Source organism: Rhodanobacter sp. IGA1.0, from assembly GCF_040208325.1.
GTDB lineage: Bacteria > Pseudomonadota > Gammaproteobacteria > Xanthomonadales > Rhodanobacteraceae > Rhodanobacter > Rhodanobacter spathiphylli.
Genome location: NZ_CP157948.1, coordinates 2,816,314 through 2,839,964, shown reverse-complemented (window position 1 = coordinate 2,839,964; position 23,651 = coordinate 2,816,314). Strand labels below are relative to the sequence as shown.

19 protein-coding genes are annotated in these 23,651 nt (G+C 66.5%); 15 read left to right on the top strand and 4 right to left on the bottom strand.

The genetic code is table 11. The features are described from left to right. Positions 1-278: 278 nt before the first annotated feature. The 9 genes from ABNK63_RS12880 (at position 279) to ABNK63_RS12840 (ending at position 9,350) form a co-directional block, all read left to right on the top strand. On the top strand, positions 279-1,559 hold the full coding sequence (locus ABNK63_RS12880; protein ID WP_007805631.1) for an HlyD family efflux transporter periplasmic adaptor subunit: 1,281 nt from the start codon (positions 279-281) through the stop codon (positions 1,557-1,559). Further along, positions 1,552-3,702: a peptidase domain-containing ABC transporter gene (locus tag ABNK63_RS12875; RefSeq protein WP_350015850.1), complete on the top strand. Its 2,151-nt coding sequence runs from the start codon at positions 1,552-1,554 to the stop codon at positions 3,700-3,702. The genes ABNK63_RS12880 and ABNK63_RS12875 overlap by 8 nt, the downstream gene beginning before the upstream one ends. A 64-nt stretch (positions 3,703-3,766) precedes the next feature. Next, positions 3,767-3,958, top strand: coding sequence for a hypothetical protein (locus ABNK63_RS12870; RefSeq protein ID WP_007805633.1), 192 nt, complete (start codon positions 3,767-3,769; stop codon positions 3,956-3,958). Positions 3,959-4,022: 64 nt separating this feature from the next. Then, a complete protein-coding gene (locus ABNK63_RS12865) occupies positions 4,023-4,193 on the top strand; it encodes a hypothetical protein (protein WP_157581853.1) in 171 nt (56 codons plus the stop codon). 21 nt (positions 4,194-4,214) lie between these two features. After that, on the top strand, positions 4,215-5,132 hold the full coding sequence (locus ABNK63_RS12860) for a hypothetical protein (protein ID WP_157581855.1): 918 nt from the start codon (positions 4,215-4,217) through the stop codon (positions 5,130-5,132). Between the two features lie 23 nt (positions 5,133-5,155). Beyond that, positions 5,156-5,452: a hypothetical protein gene (locus tag ABNK63_RS12855; RefSeq protein ID WP_162098633.1), complete on the top strand. Its 297-nt coding sequence runs from the start codon at positions 5,156-5,158 to the stop codon at positions 5,450-5,452. A gap of 611 nt (positions 5,453-6,063) precedes the next feature. Next, entirely contained in the window at positions 6,064-6,807 is a 744-nt protein-coding gene (locus ABNK63_RS12850; protein ID WP_350015849.1) for a hypothetical protein, read from the top strand. 154 nt (positions 6,808-6,961) lie between these two features. After that, complete coding sequence (locus tag ABNK63_RS12845) at positions 6,962-7,222, top strand: hypothetical protein (protein WP_350015848.1); 261 nt, start codon at positions 6,962-6,964, stop codon at positions 7,220-7,222. Between the two features lie 157 nt (positions 7,223-7,379). Then, a complete protein-coding gene (locus tag ABNK63_RS12840; RefSeq protein WP_350015847.1) occupies positions 7,380-9,350 on the top strand; it encodes an LTA synthase family protein in 1,971 nt (656 codons plus the stop codon). Positions 9,351-9,405: 55 nt separating this feature from the next. Here the strand turns inward: ABNK63_RS12840 and ABNK63_RS12835 are convergent, their stop codons facing one another. Then, entirely contained in the window at positions 9,406-9,873 is a 468-nt protein-coding gene (locus ABNK63_RS12835) for a Dps family protein (protein WP_007805646.1), read from the bottom strand. 156 nt (positions 9,874-10,029) lie between these two features. On the opposite strand from ABNK63_RS12835, the gene hrpA reads away from it, so the two are divergent. From hrpA to ABNK63_RS12805, 6 genes are all read left to right on the top strand, one after another. Continuing rightward, the gene (gene hrpA, locus ABNK63_RS12830) at positions 10,030-14,073 is read left to right on the top strand and encodes an ATP-dependent RNA helicase HrpA (protein WP_350015846.1); all 4,044 of its coding nucleotides are present in this window, start codon (positions 10,030-10,032) and stop codon (positions 14,071-14,073) included. 90 nt (positions 14,074-14,163) lie between these two features. Then, entirely contained in the window at positions 14,164-16,296 is a 2,133-nt protein-coding gene (locus tag ABNK63_RS12825) for a bifunctional (p)ppGpp synthetase/guanosine-3',5'-bis(diphosphate) 3'-pyrophosphohydrolase (RefSeq protein WP_350015845.1), read from the top strand. 85 nt (positions 16,297-16,381) lie between these two features. Further along, positions 16,382-18,091 carry a tetratricopeptide repeat protein gene (locus ABNK63_RS12820; RefSeq protein ID WP_350015844.1) on the top strand — a complete coding sequence of 570 codons (1,710 nt, stop codon included), beginning with the start codon at positions 16,382-16,384 and terminating at the stop codon, positions 18,089-18,091. A 7-nt stretch (positions 18,092-18,098) separates the two neighbouring features. After that, positions 18,099-18,938 carry an NAD-dependent epimerase/dehydratase family protein gene (locus ABNK63_RS12815; RefSeq protein ID WP_350015843.1) on the top strand — a complete coding sequence of 280 codons (840 nt, stop codon included), beginning with the start codon at positions 18,099-18,101 and terminating at the stop codon, positions 18,936-18,938. Between the two features lie 147 nt (positions 18,939-19,085). After that, positions 19,086-21,419 (top strand): penicillin-binding protein 1B, encoded by a 2,334-nt coding sequence (mrcB, locus tag ABNK63_RS12810; RefSeq protein WP_350015842.1) that lies wholly within the window; start codon positions 19,086-19,088, stop codon positions 21,417-21,419. A 2-nt stretch (positions 21,420-21,421) separates the two neighbouring features. Further along, positions 21,422-21,949: a tetratricopeptide repeat protein gene (locus tag ABNK63_RS12805; protein ID WP_007805654.1), complete on the top strand. Its 528-nt coding sequence runs from the start codon at positions 21,422-21,424 to the stop codon at positions 21,947-21,949. Positions 21,950-22,204: 255 nt separating this feature from the next. Here the strand turns inward: ABNK63_RS12805 and ABNK63_RS12800 are convergent, their stop codons facing one another. From ABNK63_RS12800 to ABNK63_RS12790, 3 genes are all read right to left on the bottom strand, one after another. Continuing rightward, entirely contained in the window at positions 22,205-22,624 is a 420-nt protein-coding gene (locus tag ABNK63_RS12800) for an STY0301 family protein (protein WP_350015841.1), read from the bottom strand. A 12-nt stretch (positions 22,625-22,636) separates the two neighbouring features. Continuing rightward, the gene (locus ABNK63_RS12795) at positions 22,637-23,029 is read right to left on the bottom strand and encodes a BPSL0067 family protein (protein ID WP_007805663.1); all 393 of its coding nucleotides are present in this window, start codon (positions 23,027-23,029) and stop codon (positions 22,637-22,639) included. Positions 23,030-23,228: 199 nt separating this feature from the next. Further along, complete coding sequence (locus ABNK63_RS12790; protein ID WP_007805664.1) at positions 23,229-23,618, bottom strand: MAPEG family protein; 390 nt, start codon at positions 23,616-23,618, stop codon at positions 23,229-23,231. Positions 23,619-23,651 lie beyond the last annotated feature (33 nt).

Here is a 23,651-nt window from a genome sequence, read left to right as displayed (position 1 = left end):
GCTTGAGCCAGCGCACAGTTTCGCCGCGTGTGCCGGTGGCCTGCGAAGGTGCGAGGCATCCCGGCGGCGCGGTGGAATGCGTCTGCAAGTCCTTGTTGCGGGAAAAGGTTGTGGCGGCGGGCGGGCACGCGCCGCGGCGGTCGGCGGGCCGGAACCTGCTCGTCAATTAGGAAACTGTCTTATGGCGTCGTGGGGACATGATCTGAACAATGCGCGCCTTTCATGCCGGGTGCAGCCTGCTCGGCTCATCGCGGATCGCTGGTCAGGGAAGGATGGCTTTGTCACAGGGACTGTTTCGCCAGGAAGTCATCGACGCCAGACGCGGCGAGTGGCTCGGTTCGATCATCGTGGCCGCGCCGTTGTCGCGCTGGCTGTTGACCATGCTGGCGCTGGCGCTGGCCGCGGCCATTCTGCTGTTCCTCTTTCTTGGTCACTACACCCGACGTGAGACCGTGGCGGGCCAACTGGTGCCCAGCGCAGGCCTGCTCAACGTCGTGGCTCCCGACGCCGGCACGATCACCCGATTGAATGTGCGCGATGGCCAGCAGGTCAGGAAGGGCGAGGTGTTGCTGCGCCTGTCCAGCGAACAGGACAGCGTGGCGCTGGGCGACACTCATGCGCTGGTCGGCAGGCAATTGGAGATCCAGCGCTCACGCCTGCAGGCCGACCTGGTCAATCAGCAGCAGCTGGGTGAGCAGCAGGGCGAAGCGTTGCGTTCGCGGATGGCCTTGCTGCAGGGGCAGCTCACCCAGATCGCCGGACAGCTGGCGATCCAGCAGCAACAGGTGACCAGCAACCAGCAGATGCTGGCGAAGATCAGGCCGCTGGCCGCCCGGGGTTTTGTCTCGGCCGTGCAGATCCAGCAGCAGGAGGCGGCGATGCTCGACGCGCAGGCGCAGTACAAGACGCTGCTGCGTCAGCAGCTCGATGCCCGCCAGCAATACGACGAGGCGCAGCAGCAGCTGGCACGTCTGCCGCTGGACGAGGCAGGCAAGCGCAACGATACCGAGAGGCAACTCGCCGCCCTGGCCCAGTCGACGGCGCAGAACGAAATGCAGCGCGCCGTGGTGTTGCGCGCGCCGCGCGATGGCGTGGTTTCCACCGTGCTGCTGAAGGAAGGGCAGATGGTCGCCGCCGGCCAGCCGCTGCTTTCCATCCTTCCGGCGGGCTCCTCGCTGCAGGCCCAGTTGCTGGTGCCCAGCCGGGCCATCGGCTTCATCGAACCGGGCAGCCGGGTGGTAATGCGCTACCAGGCTTTCGCGTACCAAAAGTTTGGCCAGCAATATGGCCACATTACCGATATATCCCGTAGTGCACTGAGCCCCGAAGAGCTGACAGCATTGACCGATCGGCCACAGCAACAGATCGAACCGATGTATCGCGTATGGGTGAAGCTGGACAGGCAGGATGTACTGGCTTACGGCAAGCGGCAGCCCGTGAGGCCCGGCATGGCGCTCAACGCTGACATCCTCATGGATCGCCGTAGCCTGATTGAATGGGTGTTCGAGCCGTTGTACGGCATGGCCCATCAACTGGATGGAGACGCCGCTCATGGCTGACGGCAACCGACAAGCGCAGGTGTCCGCAGCGGGCCGCGGCTACCGCGCCGCATTGCAGTTTGGCTGGCGTCGCACGCTCCCGATGATGCTACAGACCGAGGTCACCGAATGCGGCGTGGCTTGCCTGGCGATGGTGGCGAACTTTCACGGTCACGACGTGGATCTGGCCGCCCTCCGCCGGCGATTTTCCACTTCGCTCAAGGGCGCATCGTTGGCGCGGCTGATGGTGATGGCAGGGCAATTGGGGTTCACCTGCCGCCCCCTGAAACTGGACATGGGCGACTTGGCCCAACTTAAAACACCTTGCGTGCTGCACTGGGACCTCAACCATTTCGTAGTGCTCAGGAGCGCCGGCAGGCGAGGTATCGTCATCCATGACCCGGCTCGCGGGATCCGAAGGCTGACCCTCAAGGAGGCCTCGGCGCACTTCACCGGTATAGCCCTGGAGCTCAGTCCCGCGGTCGACTTTTCGCCGGTGCATGAGCGCCAGGCGGTTTCGCTCCGCGGCCTGACTGGCCGGGTGCATGGGCTGATATCGGCACTGACACAGATTCTCCTGTTGGCGCTTGCGCTCGAGGTGTTTGGTCTGGCTGCACCCTTCTATCTGCAATGGGTGATGGATCAGGTGCTGGTATCGGCGGATCACGACCTGCTCGCCATGCTCGGGCTTGGCTTCATGGGGGTTGCGATCTTCTCGGCGGCGATCACCGCCGCCCGTTCGTGGGCGGTCACCTGGCTCGGCGCAACGCTGAATGTGCAGTGGTCCAGCAATTTGTTCGGTCACCTCATGCGGCTGCCGATGGACTGGTTCGAGAAACGCCATGTGGGCGACGTCGTATCACGTTTCAGTTCGATACAGAGCATACAGCGCACCTTGACCACGCAATTTGTCGGATCGTTGCTGGATGGCGTGATGTCACTGGCGACGCTGTTTGTGATGACCCTCTACAGCGCCGGGCTCACGGCGCTGGTGGTGGGCCTGTTCGCCAGCTACGGCTTGATACGGTGGGCCTTCTTCGGTCCTTTGCGCCGTGCCAACGAAGAGCAGATCGCACGTACCGCGCGCCAGCAGAGTGAGCTGCTCGAGTCCATTCGTGGTGCCTTGCCGATCAAGCTGGGCAACAAGCAAAGCGAAAGATTGTCGCGGTATGCCAACGCCACGGTGTCTACGGCAAATCGCGAGGTCCAGATCCAGCGCTTAGGCATCGCCTTCACCCTGAGCAACCAGCTGGTGTTCGGCATCGGTCGGGTCGGGATGATCTGGATTGCTGCGACGCTGGCGCTCAGGAACGAGTTCTCCGCAGGCATGTTGATAGCCTTCATTGCATACGCCGACCAGTTCATCAGCCGAGCCTCGGCGCTGATCGACAAGTGGGTCGATTTCAGCATGTTGAAACTGCATGCGGAGCGCGTGGCGGACATCGCGTTGACCGCTCCTGAAAAGGTGGCTGATACGGCGTGGGCGGGGCCAATTCCCGAAGCCAGCATCGAATTGTGCGATGTCAGTTTCCGCTATGCGGAAGACGAGCCGTGGATACTCCGGAACTGCAGCTTGCGCATCGAGGCAGGCGAATCAGTGGCCATCGTCGGTCCCAGCGGATGCGGGAAGAGCACGCTCGCCAAAATAGTGCTTGGGTTGCTTGAGCCGACGAAGGGTGAGGTGCGCTTCGGCGGAATCGACATCCGCACGCTGGGGTTGGATGAGTATCGCGGCTGGAGTGGCGCGGTGATGCAAGATGACCAGCTTTTTGCGGGCTCGATTGCAGACAACATCAGCTTCTTCGACCCGGACGCCTCCTCGGCACGCATCGAGGAAGCCGCCCGGCAGGCCGCCGTGCATGAAGACATCATTTCGATGCAGATGGGTTATCAGAGCCTCGTGGGGGACATGGGCTCCAGCCTGTCCGGGGGGCAGAAGCAGAGGGTAATCCTTGCTCGGGCGCTGTACCGGCAGCCGCGCCTGCTGATTCTGGATGAGGCGACAAGCCACCTGGATCCTGCGCGCGAGCGCGCAGTGAATGCATCAGTGAAGGCGCTCGGAGTCACCCGGTTGCTGGTCGCGCACCGCGCGGAGACGGTGGCCTGTGCCGATCGGGCGGTCCTATTGACCATGGGTCAAGCGAAGTCGGTGGTGGCGGCATAAAGCCGCTTCCCGTCATGGCTGGGCAATATCGCTCCAGCCGTTAAATCAGGAGAGGGAGATAAGCATGCAGACGTTGAGTTTTGAAGATATCGAGAAGGTGTCCGGCGGCATGATCAATGTGTGTCAGGGAATTCTGGTGGGATCCTTTGCTCTGGAAGGTTTTCTCCTTTCCGGCGGTAACCCTGCCGGTGCCTGGGTCGGCGCCGCCGCAGGCCATTGGATCGGGGATGCGATCGGTGGCGGCTGCGCCAGCTGATTGCACTGCGTAATCCGGACTCGGCAGTTTTTTGCCGAGTCCATTTAACTTGAGAAGGATATTTATGCGCGAAATAACTCTGGAAGAGATTGAGAGCGTTTCTGGGGCAGTGCTCTCGTGCGCCGACAAGTGGGAGATCGGCGGCGCCATCGTTGGCGGCATCCTCGGCGGTTGGGGCGGCGCCGCTGTCGGCATCGGGGCGGGTGACATAGCCGCCAATATCATCGGTTGCTGATTGATCGGGGCGGCGTGCTCGATGAGCACGCCGCCACTGCAAGATTCGGAGGTGGGTATGTATTCATGGGCGGATGCCGTGTCCGCGGGGTGTTTGTCGACGTTATTCTTCATTTCGGCCTACAAGAAAATATCTGACCGCAGGTCGATTGTTTTGTGGATGACCGGCAAGACCCGGGTTTCGCAGAAGGGCTCCACGGGACTTCTGGCCGCCCTGATTGCCTTGGATCTTTCGCTGGGCGGGGCTGCTCTTTTGTGGGGCCCGCTGAGCCGGTGGGTGCTTTTGGCGTTGGGAGTGACCCTTTTTGCGATGCTGTTGGCTGGCCGGCTACTGTTTTCCCGCACCGGATGCCCCTGCTTCGGAGTGGCGTCCATGGTGGATGAGCGCACTAACGTATCGATGGTTGCCACATTTCTTGGCATGTCCGGGCTGGTTGCCGGGATTGGGGAAATGGGCTTCACTACCTCATGCCTGACGCTGGTTTCCGCAGTCCTGATTCTGTGCGGCTTCGGTGCCGGCATGAATCTTTCCAAGTCGGCTTACGTGGGCGTGCGGGCGAGCGACGTAACTGACATGTTGCCCAACATCGACGATCTGGATACTGAAGGCAAGGGCGTCGTACTGGTTTTCGTTTCACTCAAATGCCCGATATGCATGGTTTTCTTGAGGTACCTCGAGAAGGTTTCGGCGCTTTTGCCTGGTACGTTCAATATATTCGTATTCGCCGACGGGATGGAGCTGGATGAGCCCCGCAGGTTCGGTGGTGGTTTCATATGCAATGGGCGACCCGACCTGCGGCATGTGCTCAACATAAGGCTTTCACCTGCACTGGTGGTCGCGTCGAAAGGGCACTCGATCAGGTATTCCGGAATCGATGGATGCAACCTGGGAATCGGCAAGATGCTTGTCCAGACCTTTGCTGGGAGCGCCAAGCGGTGAGGGGCGAGCTTTTCGTGAAGGACATGGCCGAGTTGCAGGGCCTGAACCGGGTTCAAAGGGTACGGGTGGGGAAGCTGCTTTTCTGGCTGGCGCTTGGCCACTGGCTGACCTGGATCGGCGTCGTAAGCATGGCTGTGCTTGTATCGATCATCTACCAAGCGTCCCATTACAGCTACGTGGCGTTGCTGGTGGCTGGCGCTGTACTTGGAATCGGTTGCAACAAACTTGTTATATTTGTCTTGCGCAGGAAATACAGCGACGACGTGCATAAAATGTGTCGTCTGTACGACGACGAGAAGCATGGGAAAACAGGTGCGTAAAAGCCGAATGTCGACGGTGATCCCGGTCCGCTTGGCTTGGGGAAGTCAGTACGGCGGCGCTGACGTGGAAGTCACTTCGGGGTTGATTGCGCCCCTGTCCGACTGATTGAACCGCATCTCTCTCGGCGTGGGCGGTCAAGGCGCGGCGGGTCTTTCCTCGTTCCCTGGACACGATGGTGCCCGCCGCATAGCTGTCCATGGTTTCGCCGTTGTCCATACTGAATGGAACCGCCGCAATCAGCGACGTGTGAATCATCTTTCTGCTGCTTCGCCAGGTGCAGCGCAGCGTGTTTCTGCAGGGATCCATGGGCTTCGCCATGGATAGTACTCATCGGGTGGTTTGGTGGCGGCTCCGTTTCGAGTGACCCGGCGTAAGCCCGCCGATTTTGCAAGACCGGCCCGGACCTGGCCGTTCATCCACGCCGGCGACGTAGCCGCGTGGGAAGGTCGATCCGTTCGGGCACCGAACGGCCGGTGTGTTCCGCCAGGGAAGTCAACGGTTTTCCCATGGCGACCGCATCGCAGGGGAGCGATATCCGGAGTTCGCAAGCGGGTACGTCGACATTATTGCTGAGGTGCGGCTCCGGCAACGGATCTGCTCGGGACGACGCATGAAAAAGCATGGCTTCATCGCCGGAACATTGATCACCATCGCGCTGTTCAGTCAGTGCGTGTGGGCCGGCTGGACCCGGTCTTCCGGCTCGACCATACGGTTCGAGGGGGATATCGAAAAAGGTTCGTACGAACAATATCTGACGGTCGCCAGGGGTGGCTTTACCAGAGTGCTGCTCAACAGCAGCGGTGGTTACCCTTCGGTGGCGTTGAAGATTGCCAGGGACATCCAGGCGCATCCGGATGTCGAAGTCGACGTGAAAGGGGTGTGCGTTTCCGCGTGTGCAAGCTATCTGGCCATCGCCGGAAAGCGCCTGAACATCGAGTGCGATTCGGTGGTCGCGTGGCATGGCGGCCTCGGGACCCCGGAAGACGAGGCGCGATCCATGCGCGCCGAACACATCCCGGAGGGGCTGGTGGTTGCATATGCGGCCTGGCTCACGGCATTTCATGCCGACGAGTCGGACTTCTACGCCCGTGCCGGCGTGGATATTGCCCTGCTCGCCGATTCGGAGAAGGCCGTCAGCACTCTCGATCTGGCCGAAAGCTACACGCTGGACGCCGTGACTGGCGAGTACTCGTATTCGACATCCGCCGGCGTGTGGGTACCGTCGATGCGTTCGTTGAAAAAGTACGGCGTGAAGGACCTGAAGTATTGCCGCGATGACGGCGCGACCGAAATCGGCAAGGCGCTGAAGAAAAATGGCTATTCGGTGAAATTCTCCACCGCCACGTTCCGTTGAATGGCCGGTGTGAGCCGCTACCCGTACAGGGCTGCAAGGAAGAGGTGCGCCGCTTCTGCGGCTTCCTGTGTTGGCGTACCTGCCGGCTCATGCCCACGGGTATGCCGACGGTTACGCTGCGGAGGTGAGCCCTGACGGGTTTGAAATGGTCGTCATGATCACCCTCGCGGTGGGCTTCCAGATCGTCTGCATGCGGCTGGGCGAACTGCATTCGCAACTGCGCAAGCTGGAAAGACGCCTGCTCGGCGACAGCGAAGCCGACCTGGCGAAGCTGGCCGAGATCCGGTCGCTGGCCGTGTCCGGCAAGCAGGGGCGCGCCGTGGCTGCCCATCGCCGGCATTTCGGAACCAGCCTGGCCGAGGCCGCCGACGCTGTGCGGAAGCTTGAGGGCGACGCTGCGGCGCGTGGCGCCTGAGCCACCTGCCGCCGACCGGCCTGCGGGGCGACTGGATGGGCGCCGCCGGGTCCGGTCATGAGTTATGCGTTAGAGTCCGCGCTGTAGCCGCTTCTCTGGCGGCGTTCGCAGTGGTCGTCCTTCGCGGCGCAAGGCGCTGCAAGTCTCGGGGGATCACGTGCGACAACTCAGCTGGCGTTTCTTTTTGCTCGCCCTGGTTTTTCTGGGCCTGAGCCGGTTCGGTCTTGCGCTGTGGCTGTGGCCGCGGGCGGAGCCGGCTGGCGGATTGTGGCCGGTGCTGCTGGGCGGGCTGCGCATCGATCTGAGCCTGCTGGCGATGGTCTGTGCGCTGCCGGCCCTGCTCTCGCCGTGGCTGGGGCATCGGCCCTGGGCCGCGCGCATCACGGCGTGGTGGTATCGGCTGTGGTGGATGCTGTTCGTGCTGCTGGAGCTGTCCACGCCGCAGTTCATCCTGGAATACGACACCCGGCCGAACCGGCTGTACGTGGAGTACCTCGACAGTCCGCACGAGGTGTCGGCGATGTTGTGGCATGGCTACAAGGGCGTGCTGCTGTTCGCCCTGGCGGGCCTGCTGCTGCTCGGCTGGGTCGGCTTTCGCGTATTGCGCACGTCACTGGTCGATGCGCGCCTGCGACTGCGCTGGCGGCCGCTGCTGATGGCGGCGATGTTTCCGCTGCTGTTCCTGGGCGCGCGCGGCACGCTGGAGCATCGCCCGCTGAATGCATCGATGGTGGCGTTCAGCGATGACGCGATGATCAACACGTTGCCGCTGAATTCGCTGTACAGCGTGATCAATGCGATCCGCGGCATGCACAACGAGCGCTCGTCGGCGGCCCTGTACGGCCCGATGCCCGAAGCGGAAATGCAGCAGCTGGTGCGCGAGGCGTCGGGGTTCGAGGGTGCGATGCTCGATCCGCAGCATCCCGGCTGGCATGTGCAGCACGCCTCGAAGCGGCCGGCCGAGCCACTCAACCTGGTCATCATCGTCGAGGAAAGCCTGGGGGCGCAGTACATCGGCACGCTGGGCGGCGAGCAGCTGTCGCCGCAGTTCGATGCGCTGGCGAAGGACGGCTGGCTGCTGGCGCGGACCTACGCCACCGGCACGCGCTCGGTGCGCGGTCTGGAGGCGATCACCACCGGGTTCCTGCCCACGCCGGCCGAGGCCGTGCTGAAGCAGCCGCGCAGCCAGCGGGGCTTCTTCACCCTGGCCGGCCTGCTCGGCGAGTTCGGCTACCACTCGCGCTTCATCTACGGCGGCGAGGCGCACTTCGACAACATGAAGTCGTTCTTCCTCGGCAACGGCTTCGACGAAGTGATCGACCAGCCGAAGTTCGAGGTGAAGCCCGCCTTCGTCGGCTCGTGGGGCGCGTCCGACGAGGACATGTTCAACGAGCTGCACCATCGCCTGATGCAGGGCGGCACGCAGCCGCAGTTCACGCTGGCCTTCAGCGTCTCCAACCACACGCCGTGGGAATACCCGGGCGGACGGATCGAGGCGAGCGAGCCGGCGGCGAGCGTGCAGAACACGGTGCGCTACGCCGATTGGGCGATCGGCCGGTTCTTTGCGAAGGCGAAGCTGTCACCGTACTGGAAGAACACCGTGTTCCTGCTCGTGGCCGACCACGATTCGCGGGTGTTCGGCGCCAGCCTGGTGCCGGTGCGGCACTTCCACATTCCCGCGCTGATCCTCGGTGCGGGCGTGCCGGCCCAGCGTGACGAACACCTCGTCAGCCAGATCGACCTGGCGCCCACCCTGCTGTCGCTGATCGGCATCAGCAGCGTCCAGCCGATGCTCGGTGCCGATCTCACCGTGCATTACCCGGGGCGGGCCATCATGCAGTACGGCGACAACTACGGTTATCTGAAAGGTGACCAGTTGCTGGTGCTGCAGCCGGGCCAGCCCGCGGCGCAGTTCCACTATGCCGTGGCCGACCACCAGCTGGCGCCGGTGGCGGTCGATCCGGCGCTGTCGAGGCTGGCGCTGGCGCACGCGTTGTGGCCCAGCTGGGCCTACTTCAACCAGCGCTACGGCTTGCCGCCGAAATCCCTCCAGCCCGCGCCCGCTCCGCCGGCGACGGTGCTGAAGCCGATGGAGCCCGACAAGTGCTGCGCCACGCGCGAGCTGTAGGAAAAAGAAACCCGGCGCCAGGCCGGGTTTCTGCCTGTACGCAGGATGCCCGCGCTCAACGCAGCAACGAGCGCAGCATCCACGCGGTCTTTTCGTGCGCCTGCAGGCGGCCGGTGACCATGTCGGCGGTGCCGTCATCGCCGGCGCCGTTGGCGGCCTTGAGCGTATCGCGGGCAGTGGCGGCGGCGATCTCGTGGCCCTCGACCAGCTGGTTCACCATCTCCTTCCAATCCGGCACGCCGGATTCTTCCTTGATCGAGCTGAGCTTGCCGAACTGGCTGTACGAGCCCGGGGCGAACACGTCCAGCGTGCGGATGCGCTCGGCCACTTCGTCGGCGGCCAGCCACAGCTCGTTGTACTGGGTCTCGAACATCAGGTGCAGGCTGTTGAACTGCGGGCCGGTGACGTTCCAGTGGAAGCTGTGCGTCTTCAGGTACAGCGAATAGGTGTCGGCCAGCAGCTTGGACAGATGCTTGGCGACCGCTTCGCGGTCCTTCTTGGCAATGCCGATGGAAATGGCCATGTGCTGCTCCTCGATGGTGGAAGAAGACGGGTGGGTGAATGCAATGGGTCCACAGTAGCGGGTGCCAGCCCGCCGGTGAAATGAAACCTTCGTATGCCTGCGATAGCTGGCGGCTATCGGGCTGACGCGCTTGCAACGGGTATCATGCGCGGTTCGATGAATGACCGCCCGCCACCACCGCCTGATTCCGCCGCCGACCCCGGCCTGCGCGACCTGCGCCGCCAACTGGATGGAGTGTCCAGTCGCGACTTCGGTCGCCTGCTGGGGCGTTGGCGCACGCTGTCGCGCCGGCCCGACGAAGGCAAGCTGGAGGCGCTGCGCGCCGATATCCAGCGTTCCGCGGCCAAACGCCGCGCCCGCGCCGCGGCCAAGCCCGAGATCCGGCTGGACGATGCGCTGCCGATCAGCGCCCGCGGCGAGGACATCGTCAAGCTGATCCGCGAGCACCAGGTGGTGGTGATCGCCGGCGAGACCGGTTCGGGCAAGACCACCCAGCTGCCCAAACTCTGCCTGGCCGCCGGTCGCGGCGAGGCCGGCATGATCGGCTGCACCCAGCCGCGCCGGCTCGCCGCGCGCTCGGTGGCGCGTCGGGTGGCCGAGGAACTGGGCACGCCGCTGGGCGAGGTGGTGGGTTTCCAGGTGCGCTTCAACGACCAGGTGTCGGATCGCACGCTGGTCAAGTTCATGACCGACGGCATCCTGCTCGCCGAGACCCAGGGCGATCCGTGGCTCAGTGCGTACGACACCCTGATCATCGACGAGGCGCACGAGCGCAGCCTCAACATCGACTTCCTGCTGGGCTATCTGAAGCGGCTGGCGATCAGGCGGCCGGAGCTGAAGATCATCGTCACCTCGGCCACGATCGATACCGCACGCTTTGCCGAGCACTTCGGCGGCGCGCCGGTGGTCGAGGTGGAAGGGCGGGCGTATCCGGTGGAAACGCGCTGGCGGCCGGTGGAGGCTGTGGCCAAAAACATGCAGCAAGGCAGCGCCGAACACATCGCTGCCGTGCTCGACGAGATCAGCCACGACGACCCGCGCGGCGACGTGCTGGTGTTCCTGCCCGGCGAGCGCGAGATTCGCGACGTGCACCAGCTGCTGTCGCGCCGGCAATATCGTGAAACCGAAATCCTGCCGCTGTACGCGCGGCTCTCCGCCGGCGACCAGGACCGCGTGTTCAAGCCCGGCGTGAAGCGTCGCGTGGTGCTGGCCACCAACGTGGCCGAGACCTCGCTGACCGTGCCGCGCATCCGCTACGTGATCGACACCGGCACCGCGCGGGTGAAGCGCTACAGCCAGCGCAGCCAGCTGGAACGGCTGCATGTCGAACCGGTCTCGCAGGCCGCCGCCGACCAGCGCAAGGGCCGCTGCGGCCGCGTGGGGCCGGGCATCTGCTATCGCCTGTACGACGAGGCGGACTTCGCCGGCCGCGCCGCGTTCACCGATCCCGAACTGCTGCGCTCGTCGCTGGCCAACGTGATCCTGCGCATGCTGGCGCTGAAACTGGGCGAGGTCGACGACTTCCCGTTCCTGGAAGCACCCGACCCGCGCGTGATCGCCGACGGCTTCCGCCGGCTCACCGAGATTTCCGCGATCGACGAGGCGCGCAAGCTCACCGCGATCGGCCGCACCCTGGCACGCCTGCCGATCGACGTGCAGCTGGCGCGCATGCTGGTCGAGGGCGAGCAACTGCATGCCCTGCGCGAACTGCTCGTCATCGTCAGCTTCCTCAGCATCCAGGACCCTCGCGAGCGGCCGGGCGATGCACGACAGCAGGCCGATACGGCGCACGCCGTGTTCGCCGATCCGAAATCCGACTTCGCCGGCGTGCTGAACCTGTGGCGGGCCTATCACGACGCGCACGAGGAACTGACCCAGTCGAAGCTGCGCGACTGGTGCTCGCGGCATTTCCTCAGCTTCATGCGCATGCGCGAATGGCGCGAGCTGCATCGGCAGTTGTTGCTGGTGGTGGGGGAGCTGGGCTGGAAGCTGGAAGGACAGCCGCAAGCCGCACGCTCTGCTCCTCCCCCTGCTGGCAGGGGGAGGTCGGGAGGGGGTAGAGCTCTTGACGTCGCTGCACAAAGTCAAAAGCGGACCCCACCCCAACCCTCCCCTGCTAGCGGGGGAGGGAGTGACGGCGGCGACTCCGCCGATCGTCTTTACGAATCCGTGCATCGCTCCCTGCTGGCCGGCCTGCCGACCCAGGTCGGCCGCAAGGACGAGAAGGGCATCTACCAGAGCACCCGCGAACGCAAGTTCCAGGTCTTCCCCGGTTCGGCCTTGTCGAAGGCGCCGCCGAACTGGATCTTCTCGGCGCAGATCCTCGACGTGGGCGGGCGCGTGTGGGGCATGGCGAACGCGCGGGTCGAGCCGCTGTGGATCGAACAGCAGGCGGCGCACCTGCTGCGCACGAGTTGCCGCGAGGCGCACTGGTCGAAGAAGCGCGGCTGCGTGGTGGCGTACGAGCAGGTCAGCCTGTTCGGCCTGGTGCTGGTGGAAAAGCGGCCGGTCACGTTCCAGCAGCAGGACCCGGCGCTGGCTCACGCGATCTTCGTGCGCGAAGCGCTGGTGCGTGGTGACATCGAGAGCAAGGCCGATTTCGTGCGCGCCAACCTGCGCGTGCTGGAAGAGGCGCAGGGCATCGAGGCGAAGCAGCGCCGCGAAGGGCTGATCCGCCACGAAGACGAGCTGGTCGCGTTCTTCGAGGGCAAGTTGCCCGAGGACATCGCCAGCAGCCGTGCGCTGGAAGCGTGGCATCGCAAGGCGCGCCCCGCCGAGCAGGCCGCGTTGCGCTGGTCGCTGGACGACGTGATGGCCGGCGGCGCCGGGCTCGATGCGAAGGCCTTTCCCGCCGCGCTCGAAATGCCGCCGCAGAAATACAGGCTGGAATACCGCTTCGTCCCCGGCGACGAGGCCGACGGCGTGACCCTGCAGCTGCCGCTGGCGATGTTGAACGCGCTGCCCGCCGCGCGTTGCCAATGGCTGGTGCCGGGCCTGCTGGCGGACAAGGTGGCCGAACTGATCCGCGGCCTGCCGAAGGCGCTGCGCCGCAACTTCGTGCCCGCGCCGGATTTCGCCCGCGCCTTCGTCGAGGCGGAATCGCCCCGCGACGAGTCGCTGGTCAAGGTGCTGGCCGCGTTCCTGAAACGCACCACCGGCGTGGACATCGGTGCCGGCGAATTTGCCGGCATCGAACTGCCGCCGCACTTCCTGATGCGTTATCGCCTGCACGACGAGCGCGGCAGGACGCTGGCCAGCGGCCGCGACCTGGCCGCGCTGCGAGGGCAGTGGGAAGGCCAGGCGCGTGAGGCGTTCTCGCGCAAGACCGACATCGAGCTGACCCGCGAAGACGTGGCCAGCTGGGACTTCGAGGCGATCCCCGCGCAGGTGCGTTCCGATGGCGGGCTCACCGCGTTCCCGGCCCTGGTCGACCTGGGCGAGACGGTGGCGCTGCGCGTGTTCGAGCGCAGCGACGAGGCTCGCGCCGCCCATCGGCAGGGCGTGGTGCGGCTGTTGCGCAATGCGCTGGCCAGCGAGGCGAAGCAGGCGCGCCGTCGGTTGCCGATCGGCAATGCGCTGGCGCTGAAATACGCGCCGCTCGGTGGCGTCGACGGCCTGCGCGAGGATTTGCTCGAAGGCGGTTTTCGGGATCTGCTGGAACGCCATGAGCTGGACGTGCGCAGCGCCGGCGCATTCGAGATGTTGCGCACGCAGTTCTCGCGCGAGCTGTTCGGCGCCGGCGTCGAGCGGCTGAAACTGGCCGAACCGATCATCGAGGCCCAGGCCGAGATGAAGCCGTGGCTGGCGCCGCCGCTGCTGGGTTTCGCCCGCGCCAGCTACGACGACCTCGGTGAACAGTTCGACGCGCTGCTGACGCCGGGCTTCCTGCGCGAGTTGCCGACCGCGCGGCTGGCGCACTACCCGCGCTACCTCAAGGCGATGCGCCTGCGTGGCGAACGCCTGCGCCAGGACCCGGCGAAGGACCAGCAACGCATGCTGCAGGTGCTGCCGTACTGGCGCGCGTACCTGCAGCATCGCGCCGCCGGCGCCGGCGCCGGCGCCGGCGCCGACCCGGCCGGGCTGGCCGAATTGCGCTGGCTGATCGAGGAGTGGCGGGTGTCGCTGTTCGCCCAGGAGCTGAAAACGGCCGAGCCGGTCTCGGCCAAGCGGCTGGCGAAGGCGCTGGCCGCCCTCGGCTGAGTTGTCGGGGCGCGTGGCATTCCGTTGCCGGTCAGTGAACGGAGCGGGGCTGCAGCTAAGATGGGCGCATCCCGCGAAGCCCTGAAGATCATGGCCCCCCTCGTCAAACCCGGCAGCCTGCAGCAATGGCGCGATCGCGCCGGCACGCTGCCGCCTGCGCTGGTCGAGGCGCTGGATGCCTGCGCCCTGCGCACGGTGAACGAGGCCGAATGCACCGACGTGCTGGACCTGCTCGGCATGCTCGGTTGCGATGCGCAGACGCAGGCGGCGGCATTGTGGTTCGCGCTGGCCCGTGCCGATCCGGCGCTGTGGCAGGAGCGCCGGGCGAAGTTGCCGGCGGAGCTGCAGCGGCTGGTGGACGGGCAGCAGGCGGCCGAACAGGTGTGGGCGCTGCACGCGCAGCGACCGCCGCAAGGCGCTGCCGAAGGCCTGCGCCGCCTGCTGCTGGCGATCGTGCGCGACCTGCGCGTGGTGTTCGTGCTGCTGGCTCGTCAGCTCGCGCGCATGCGCGCGGCGGCGAACCTGGCCGACGACGAACGCCAGGCGCTGGCCCGGCTGACCCGCGACATCCACGCGCCGCTGGCGAACCGGCTCGGCATCTGGCAGCTGAAGTGGGAGCTGGAGGACCTGGCGTTTCGCTACCTGCAGCCGGACACCTACCGCCGCATTGCGCAGCTGCTCGACGAGCGTCGCGCCGATCGCGAGGCGTTCATCCGCGAATCGCTGGACGAACTGCAGCGTGCGCTGGCCGCCGCCGACATCCGCGCCGACCTGGCCGGCCGGCCGAAGCACATCTACTCGATCTGGAAGAAGATGCAGCGCAAGTCGCTGGACTTCTCCGACCTGTACGACATCCGCGCCGTGCGCATCCTGGTCGACAACATCACCGACTGCTACGCCGCGCTGGGCGTGGTGCACGGGCGCTGGCCGCATCTGCCGAACGAGTTCGACGACTACATCGCGCGGCCCAAGCCGAACGGCTACCAGTCGCTGCACACCGCGGTGATCGGCCCGGCTGGCAAGACCCTGGAAGTGCAGATCCGCACCCATGAAATGCATCGCGCCAACGAGCTGGGCGTGGCGGCGCACTGGCGCTACAAGGAAGGCGGCAGCGGTGATGCCGAGTTCGAGGCGAAGATCGCCTGGATGCGCAAGCTGCTGGAACCGCGCGGCGACGACGACAGCACGCTGGCCGCCGACCTGCACACCGAGCTGCTGGAAGACCGCGTCTACCTGCTGACGCCCAAGGGCGAGGTGTTCGACCTGGCCCGCGGCGCCACCGTGCTGGACTTCGCCTACCTGGTGCACACCGAAGTCGGTCATCGCTGCCGCGGCGCCAAGGTCAACGGCCGCATCGTGCCGCTGACCTTCCAGCCGCAGAGCGGCGACCGGGTGGAGATCCTCACCGGCAAGGTGGCCGATCCCAGCCGCGACTGGCTCTCGCCCCATCACGGCTACCTCAATACCTCGCGGGCCAGGGACAAGCTGCGCAACTGGTTCCGCAGGATCGCCCACGACACCAACCTCGCGGTCGGCCGCAGCATGTTCGAGCGCGAGCTGCGGCGCCTGGCGCTGACCAGTGCCGACGTGGGCAAGCTGCCGGCGCATTTCCACCTGAAGAACCAGGACGAGTTGCTGATCGCGCTGGCGCTGGGCGAGATCACGCCCGGCCAGATCGCCCGGGTGGTGCAGGAGGCGGCACAACCGGCGCAGCCGGCGGTGACGCAGTCCAGCACGCCGGTCGCCTCGCGCCACAGCACGCTCGACCACAGCGCGCTCAGCATCGAGGGCATCGGCAACCTGCTGACCACGCTGGCGCGCTGCTGCCAGCCGCTGCCGGGCGATCCGGTGCGCGGCTTCATCACCCGGGGCCGTGGTGTGTCGGTGCATCGCGCCGACTGCGCCAGCCTGGCGCGGCTGGCCCGGCGTGACCCGGACCGGGTGATCGAGGTCAACTGGGGCAGCGCGGCGGCGCAAGCGTACGAGGTCGACATCGAATTGCGTGGCTACGACCGCAAGGGCCTGCAGAAGGACGTCACCAGCGTGATCAGCAACGCGGCCACCCACATCATCGCCTCGTCCAGCCGGCAATTCGTGCGCACCGGCGAAGTCGAAATGCGCTTCACCCTGCGCGTGCGCGACTTCGAACAGCTGTCGGCCCTGCTCGGCAAGCTGCTGGCGCTGCCCAACGTGATCGACGTGCGCCGCGTCGGCGTCGGCTGAATGCCCACGCAATGCCTGCCCCCAGGCGGGGCAGGGGCTGCGGGCCCGATGGTAAGCTGAGCCGACATTTCCGAAGCCACGAACCATGAGCGGACGCCGCGACCAGCACGACGCACACCCCCCGATGCGCACCGAGCCCACCCTCGGCGATCTCGATCGGCTGGACACGCCGCGCGCGCCCTCGCCGGACGGCCTGCCGCGGGTCGCGGTGGAAGCCCGCCGGCCACATGGCCGGGCGTCCTCGCCGGCGCGGCCGAAAACACGCCGCGGCTGGCTGGTGCCGGTCCTGCTGCTGGTGGTGATTGCCTTGCTGGCGGCGTTGTGGATCAACCAGAACCGCCTGCGCGGCATGGTGCCGCGCACCGACTTCAACACCTTGCTCACCCAGGCGCAGCAGGCCTTGCAGGATGGACGTCTGGACGGCCAGGACGGCAGCAGTGCGCGCGAACTGTTCCAGGCCGCCGCAGCGCTGGAGCCGGACAACGATCGCGCCCGTGACGGCCTGCGCCAGGTCGGCCAGGCGATGCTGTCCCGGGCCGACGCCTCGCTGCAGGCGGGCAACCTGAGCCAGGCCGCGCAGCAGGCGACGGTGGCCCGCGAACTGCTCGGTGGCGGCAGCGACATCGATCGGCTGGATCACGCGATCAGCAGCGCGCGTGCCGGACAGGTGCACGCCGTGGACCTGGTCGACCAGGCCCAGCAGGCCTTCGCCGCTGGCAAGCTGGCCGGACCCGATGGTGCCGGCGCGCTGTATCGGCGCGTGCTGCAGGCCGACCCCGACAACGCAGTGGCCAGGCACGGCCTGGACCAGGTCGGCTACGCGCTGGCAGTCGATGCGCGCCAGGCGCTGGATGCGAAGGACAACGCGAAGGCCGATGCCAGCATCGAGCAGCTCGCCGCGCTGCAGCCGAACAACGGGGCGCTGCCGGCACTGCGTGCGCTGCAGGCGCAGACGCGCAAGCAGGACAACAGCGCGCTGGCGGCGGAACTGAAGGCCGGCCAGGATGCGCTGCGCGCAGGCCGCATCGCCGGCAGCGGCGACGACACCGCCCTGGCGCACTTCCAGGCCGCGCTCAAGCTGGACCCCGACAACGCCCAGGCCCACGCCGGCCTCGGCAACGTGGCGCAGGCGCTGACCGTGCAGGCCAGCGCGGCGATCGATGCCGGCGACAACCTGCAGGCGGAGAAACTGCTGGACCAGGCCGCGCAGCTGGCGCCCAAATCGGCCGACCTTGCAGCGACGCGGGCACGCCTGGGCAGTGCGGCGGCCTCCGCCGTTTCCGATGGCGGCAAGACCGCGCTTGCAGCCGATGCGAGCAGCGAGCCGCCGATGCCGCAAGCGGTGTTGACGCCCCAGCAGAGCGCGGCCGTGGCGCAACTGGTGCAGCGTGCCGAACAGGCGACCAGCCACGGCGACATCATGATGCCGCCCGGCGACAGCGCCTACGATCTGTACCGCAGCGCGTTGGCGATCGATGGCAACAACGAGGCAGCGGTGCGCGGATTGCAGGCGTTGCCGGACAAGGTTCGCCAGCAGTTCGAGCAGGCGCTCGCCGCGGGCAAGCTGGCACAGGCCAGCGACATGCTGGCCAATCTCGCCGAACTGGCCCCTGGCGACGCTGCGCAAGGCGCGCTCGGCAGCCGCCTCGCCGGTGCCTGGCTGGACCAGGCCGAACAGCAACTGGGTCGCGGCGACCGCATCGGTGCCAGCCAGTCGCTGCTGCGCGCACGCAAACTGGCGCCGGCGAGTCCGCGCGTACAGGACCTGGATGCCCGTCTGCAGGGTGGCGGGTGAGTCGCGCATGACGGTTCTGGTGATCGGCGCCAGCAGCCAGATCGGCCGATTCCTGCTGCCACGACTGATCGCCAATGGCGAGCCGGTGGTCGCGTTGAGCCGGCAGCCGCGAACCGCATCCGCCGGCATCACCTGGTTGCATGGCTGGCTGCCCGACCGGCCACCGGGCCTGCCGCCACTGTCGGCGATCATCAGCTTCGGTCCGCTGACCGGCCTGGCCGACTGGCTGGCGCACGCCGACGTGGTCGACGCGCCAAGGGTGATTGCCACCAGTTCGATGAGCGCTGAGAGCAAGCGCGATTCGCTGGTTTCCGGCGAGCGCGACATCTCGCGCCAGTTGCGCGAAAGCGAGGCGCAACTGGCGGCTGCATGCGAGCGTCACGGCAGCGCATGGACCGTGCTGCGTCCCACCCTGGTCTACGGCGCCGGGCTGGACAAGAGTCTCACTCCGCTGGCGCGTCGGGCGATGCGCCTGCGCGTCTTCCCGCTGCCTTGCGGCCGCGGCCTGCGCCAGCCGGTGCATGCGGAAGACATCGCGCTGGCCGCGCTGGCGGCGTTGGAGTGTCCGGCATCGGGCGGGCGCGTGCTGCAGATCGGCGGCGGCGAACGTCTGCCTGCGGCGGAGATGTTCGCGCGGGTGCGTCGCAGCCTGCCGGTCGCCACCATGCCGCTGCCGCTGCCCGCGTGGCTGCTGCGCGCGGCGAAGCTGGCGCTGCCACGCCTGCGCGGCGCGCTGGATCGACTGGACAACGACCTGGTCGCCGACAACGGCGAGCTGCAGCGCCTGCTCGGCGTCCACCCCCGATCGTTCCGCCCCGAACCCGCGACGTGGCAGACGCTTCCGTAGCGCGGGCACGGCGTCCCCTGCATGACCCTCTGCGTTCCCCGAATCCCGAATCGCCCGCATTTCGCCCCAAAACCGCCCGCCGCGTTCATATGCCCGCCGGGTGGCAGGCCCTATCATCGAACCACTTGATTGCCGGAATTCCCCACGTTGGCCTTTCTGACCCGCATTCGCCTGTTCGCCCGACGCTGCTGGCCGTGGCTGCGCATCCCGTTCTGGATCGGCACGGGTTTGCTGGTCGGCTTCGTGCTGCCGTACACCCTGGTGTTGAACAAGCGCGTCCAGGACCGCTTCAACGAACTGGTGTTCGCGGTACCGACCCGCGTCTACGCCCGTCCGTTGCCGCTGGCGGCCGGCGAGCCGATGACGTCTTCCGCGCTGGAACTGGAACTCACCTTCGCCGGCTACAGCCATGACGGCAAGGGCCAGGTCGCCGGCAGCTGGCAGAAGGAAGGTCTGCGCTACACGATTTCCTCGCGCGGCTACGCCGGCCCCGACGGCGGCGAACTGCCCAAGCGCATCCGCGTCAGCCTGGGTGGCGGCTCGATCAGGTCGGTGCAGGACGCGGCCAGCGGCAAGCCGATCGAGCTGGCCCACCTGGACCCGGCGCGCATCGCCACGCTGTACGGCGCCAGCCAGGAAGAGCGCCGCTTCGTGCGCCTTGCCGACGTGCCGCCGCTGCTGGTCAGCGGCCTGCAGGCAGTCGAGGACCGCGACTTCAACCACCACATCGGCATCGATTTCAGCGCGATCGCGCGGGCGGCGTTCGCCAACCTGCGCGCGGGGCATACCGTGCAGGGCGGCTCCACGCTGACCCAGCAGCTGGTGCGCAACCTGTTCCTCAGCCGCGACCAGAACTTCACCCGCAAGATCAACGAAGCGCTGATGTCGCTGCTGCTGGAGGCGCATTACAGCAAGGGGCGGATTCTCGAGGCCTACGTCAACGACGTCTTCCTCGGCCAGCAGGGCAGCCAGGCCGTGCACGGCTTCGCGGCCGCGTCGGAGTTCTACTTCGGCCGGCGACTCGAAGACCTGCGCCCGCAGGAAATCGCCTTGCTGGTGGGCATGGTCAAGGGCCCGAGCTTCTACGATCCGCGCCGATCGCCGCAGCGCGCGCTGACCCGCCGCAACCTGGTGCTGAAGGAATTCTTCGAGACCAACCTGATCACCGCGGCCCAGCTCAACGCGGCCCAGGCCGCGCCGCTGGACATCGTCAGCAACGGCCAGTTGCCGCACAACCGCTTCCCGGCGTTCATGGACCTGGTGCGCAAGCAGATCACCGCGGACTTCGACGAGGACGCGCTGCGCGAAGGCAACCTGTCGATCTTCACCACGCTCGATCCGGCGGCACAGATCTACACCGAGCAGGCGATCACCAGCACGCTCAAGGGCCTGGGCAAGCGTGGCGACGGCGTGCAGGCGGCGGCGGTGGTGACCAATGCGCACAGCGGCAGCGTGCTGGCCGTGGTCGGCAGCAAGATCCCCGGTGATCCGGGTTTCAACCGGGCACTCGATGCGCGCCGGCCGATCGGCTCGACGATCAAGCCGTTCGTCTACCTGGTGGCGCTGACCCAGCCCGAGCGCTGGAACCTGGCCAGCCTGGTGGACGACAGCCCGGTCAGCATGCGCCAGCCCGACGGCAGCCAGTGGACACCGCAGAACGACGACCATCGCAGCCACGACCCGCTGATCATGGTCGACGCGCTGGCGCACTCGTGGAACCTGGCCACGATCCACCTGGGCATGGACGTGGGCCTGCCGCGCATCCAGGCGTTCCTGAAGTCGTTCGGCATCGGCGACATCAATCCCAGCCCGTCGCTGCTGATCGGCGCGCTGGACCTGGCGCCGCTGCAACTGACCCAGCTCTACCAGTACCTCGCCGCCGACGGGCACGCGCTGCCGCTGGTGGCGGTGCGCGGCGTGCTCGACGGCAATGGCCGCACGATCAAGCGCTACCAGGTGCAGGGTGGCGCGGGCGAATACCAGGAAGCCGTGCGGCTGACCACCTGGGCGATGCAGCAGGTGGCCGAATACGGCACCGCCAGCGCGCTGGGCAATTCCGCGCTGGCTTCGCTGCATGCCGCGGGCAAGACCGGCACCAGCAACGACATGCGCGACAGCTGGTTTGCCGGCTTCACCGGCGAGCACCTGGCGGTGTTCTGGATGGGCCGCGACGACAACAAGCCGACCACGCTGTTCGGCGCCAGCGGCGGCCTGCGCGCGTGGCGCGACCTGTTCGCCAAGCTCCCCACGCAGCCGCTGCCGGCGGCACCGGGCACCGGCCTGGAGATGGCCTGGCTCAATCCCGCCACCGGCAAGCGTACCGAACCGCAATGCGAAGGTGCGCAGCAGGTGCCGGTGATCGCCGGCACCGTGTCGGCCGACACCGAAGGCTGCTTCTGGCAGAACCTGTTCGGCAGCGGCGACAACCCGCCGCCCGCCGACGCGCCGGTCGCGGCGCCTGCCATACCGAATGGAAACTGATCATGCTGTTCCGTGTCAGACATCTGCTGCTGTCCCTGCTCACCGCCGGCCTGCTCGCCGGCTGCGGCATGTTCGCCACCACGCCGCCCGCGCCGGCGCAGGTGCCATTGCCGACCTATGACCAGGTGGCGGCGATCCGCGCGGCCGGAGCCCGCGAGAAGTCGATCATCGACGTCAATCCGCTGCGCGATCCCGGCGTCGACGCGCTGCAGGACGCCGCGAAGCAGGACGAGCAGGCCGGCAAATACGGCGCCGCCGCCGGCAAGCTCGACCAGGCCCTGAAGCTCAGCCCCGATTCGCCGGAACTGCTGCAGGAACGCGCCGAAGTGGCCGTGCGACTGAAGGATTTCGGCGCCGCCGAGCGCCTCGCCCATCGCTCGTGGAGCCTGGGCCCGCGGCTGGGCCCGCTGTGCGCACGCAACTGGCAGACCATCGTCGAAATGCGCCTGCAGGCCCGCGACCAGGCCGGTGCCGCCACTGCCCGCAAGTGGGTGGGGCAGTGCCACAAGGCCGGCGTGCCGCGGTACTGATAGGTTGTGAGTTTTTCAACCTCTCAGATCGGCCAAGGACGGCCGAGCATGAAGCAGTCACACAAGTGACTGTTTCATGTGAGCGAGTCCGGACATGCGCCGGACTCGCGATAGAAGAAAGCCACAGGAAGTGGTTTTCTTCTCAGGCTCTGAGTCAGCCGACGGGATCGCTCGCGTTTTCTCGCGTACCCGGCCAAGCGGACGTGCACACACGGCACGCGCGAATCACCGGCAGGTCGCGGTGCCGCGGCAAGCTTATTGGCAATGCGCCTCGGCCAGCCGCAAGCGCGATCCGGAGCGGGTGGTCGCGTAATTCACGCTGCAGCGTTTCATGCCGTGGGGCATCGGCTTCGCAATGAACAGCGTGGTGCCAACATAGAAGCACGCGACCCACAGAGGCTCGTCGGTCGACGGGGAGAAGGTCCAGACGTCCAGCGATTTTCCGCCGCCTTCCACGGTGCTGTCCGGTGCCAGCGACACCTGCTCCGACGGCGGCCCCGAATAGAATCCGACGCGATCGAGCGAACGGGTTCCGGTCGGCGTCACCACCTGCCAATCGCCCGGCGGACTGGCCGCGCTCGTGACAGCAAGCGTCGCCGGACAGTCGATCGGCTGCATCGCGGCGCATCCTGTTGACAGGGCAAGCAGGAAAGCACAAAAAAGGAAAGTCTTCATCGCATTCTCCCGCTATTCAATGACGTAAAACGAATCACCGTCGTTGCTGCGTTTCGTTCCGGGCGGGCGATGGAACCGGATGACCCGTTGTAAGACCTCACCCTGACTGTTCCACTGATCCAACACCACGATGCCACGACTGTCGTGGCTGAGATAGATCGCGGCATGTCTGCCCGAACTGTCGGTCGGGTATTTCGCATGGTCATCGAAGGTCGCGATGGCGGTGCCGCGAGCGAGTTCGCCGGGCTTGATGGATTTGACCAGTCGGCCACGAATCCATAGTGACGTCTGTGGAGCGGCGGTGACCTGGCGGACAAACTCGACGCACTCGGTATGTCCCTTCGTGTTGACGAACTTTCGCTTTCCGTAGACCGACGCTTCCTCGACGTTCATCAGATAAGGCATCTTCATCTTCCTTGATCGAAGCACTGGCTGGCAGGAATCCCACGATCCCTCCCGGATACTGGGAGCAAGATCGTATCGTCATGCTCCACGCGTAGTCATGTCGGGACTTTCCTTTCTGTGGGCGGGCCAGCCGACATGTGCTTGGGGGCATTCTTCTGGTCTTGTGTTCGTCGCCACACCCTGCCGGTTGCGCGGTGACTCAGAACAGCGCCGTCAGCACCAGCACGATGCCGACGATGCTCACTGTCCAGACCACCGTGCGCAGGTAGGGGATGCCGGCGGCATATACCGGCAGGTAGACCAGTCGGCTCCAGAAATACAGCTGGGCGCCGAGCGCGATCGTGCCGTCGTGGCGCTGCAGCACCAGGGCGAGCAGCACGACCACCGCGAACAGCGGGAAGGTTTCGAGGAAGTTTTGACTGGCGCGGCACAGCCGCGCGGGGATGCCGGTCAGTGCCTTCGGTTCACCGTCGCGGGCGCTGGCGGCCCAGCCCAGGCCGCGCTGGCTCACCGAGCCGGTGGCGGCCAGTGCGATCTGCACCAGGCCCAGCACCACGCTCCACAACAGCATGCAAAGTTCGGTCGTCATGCGGCACATCTCCCGGTGGCGGTGCCCGCATGG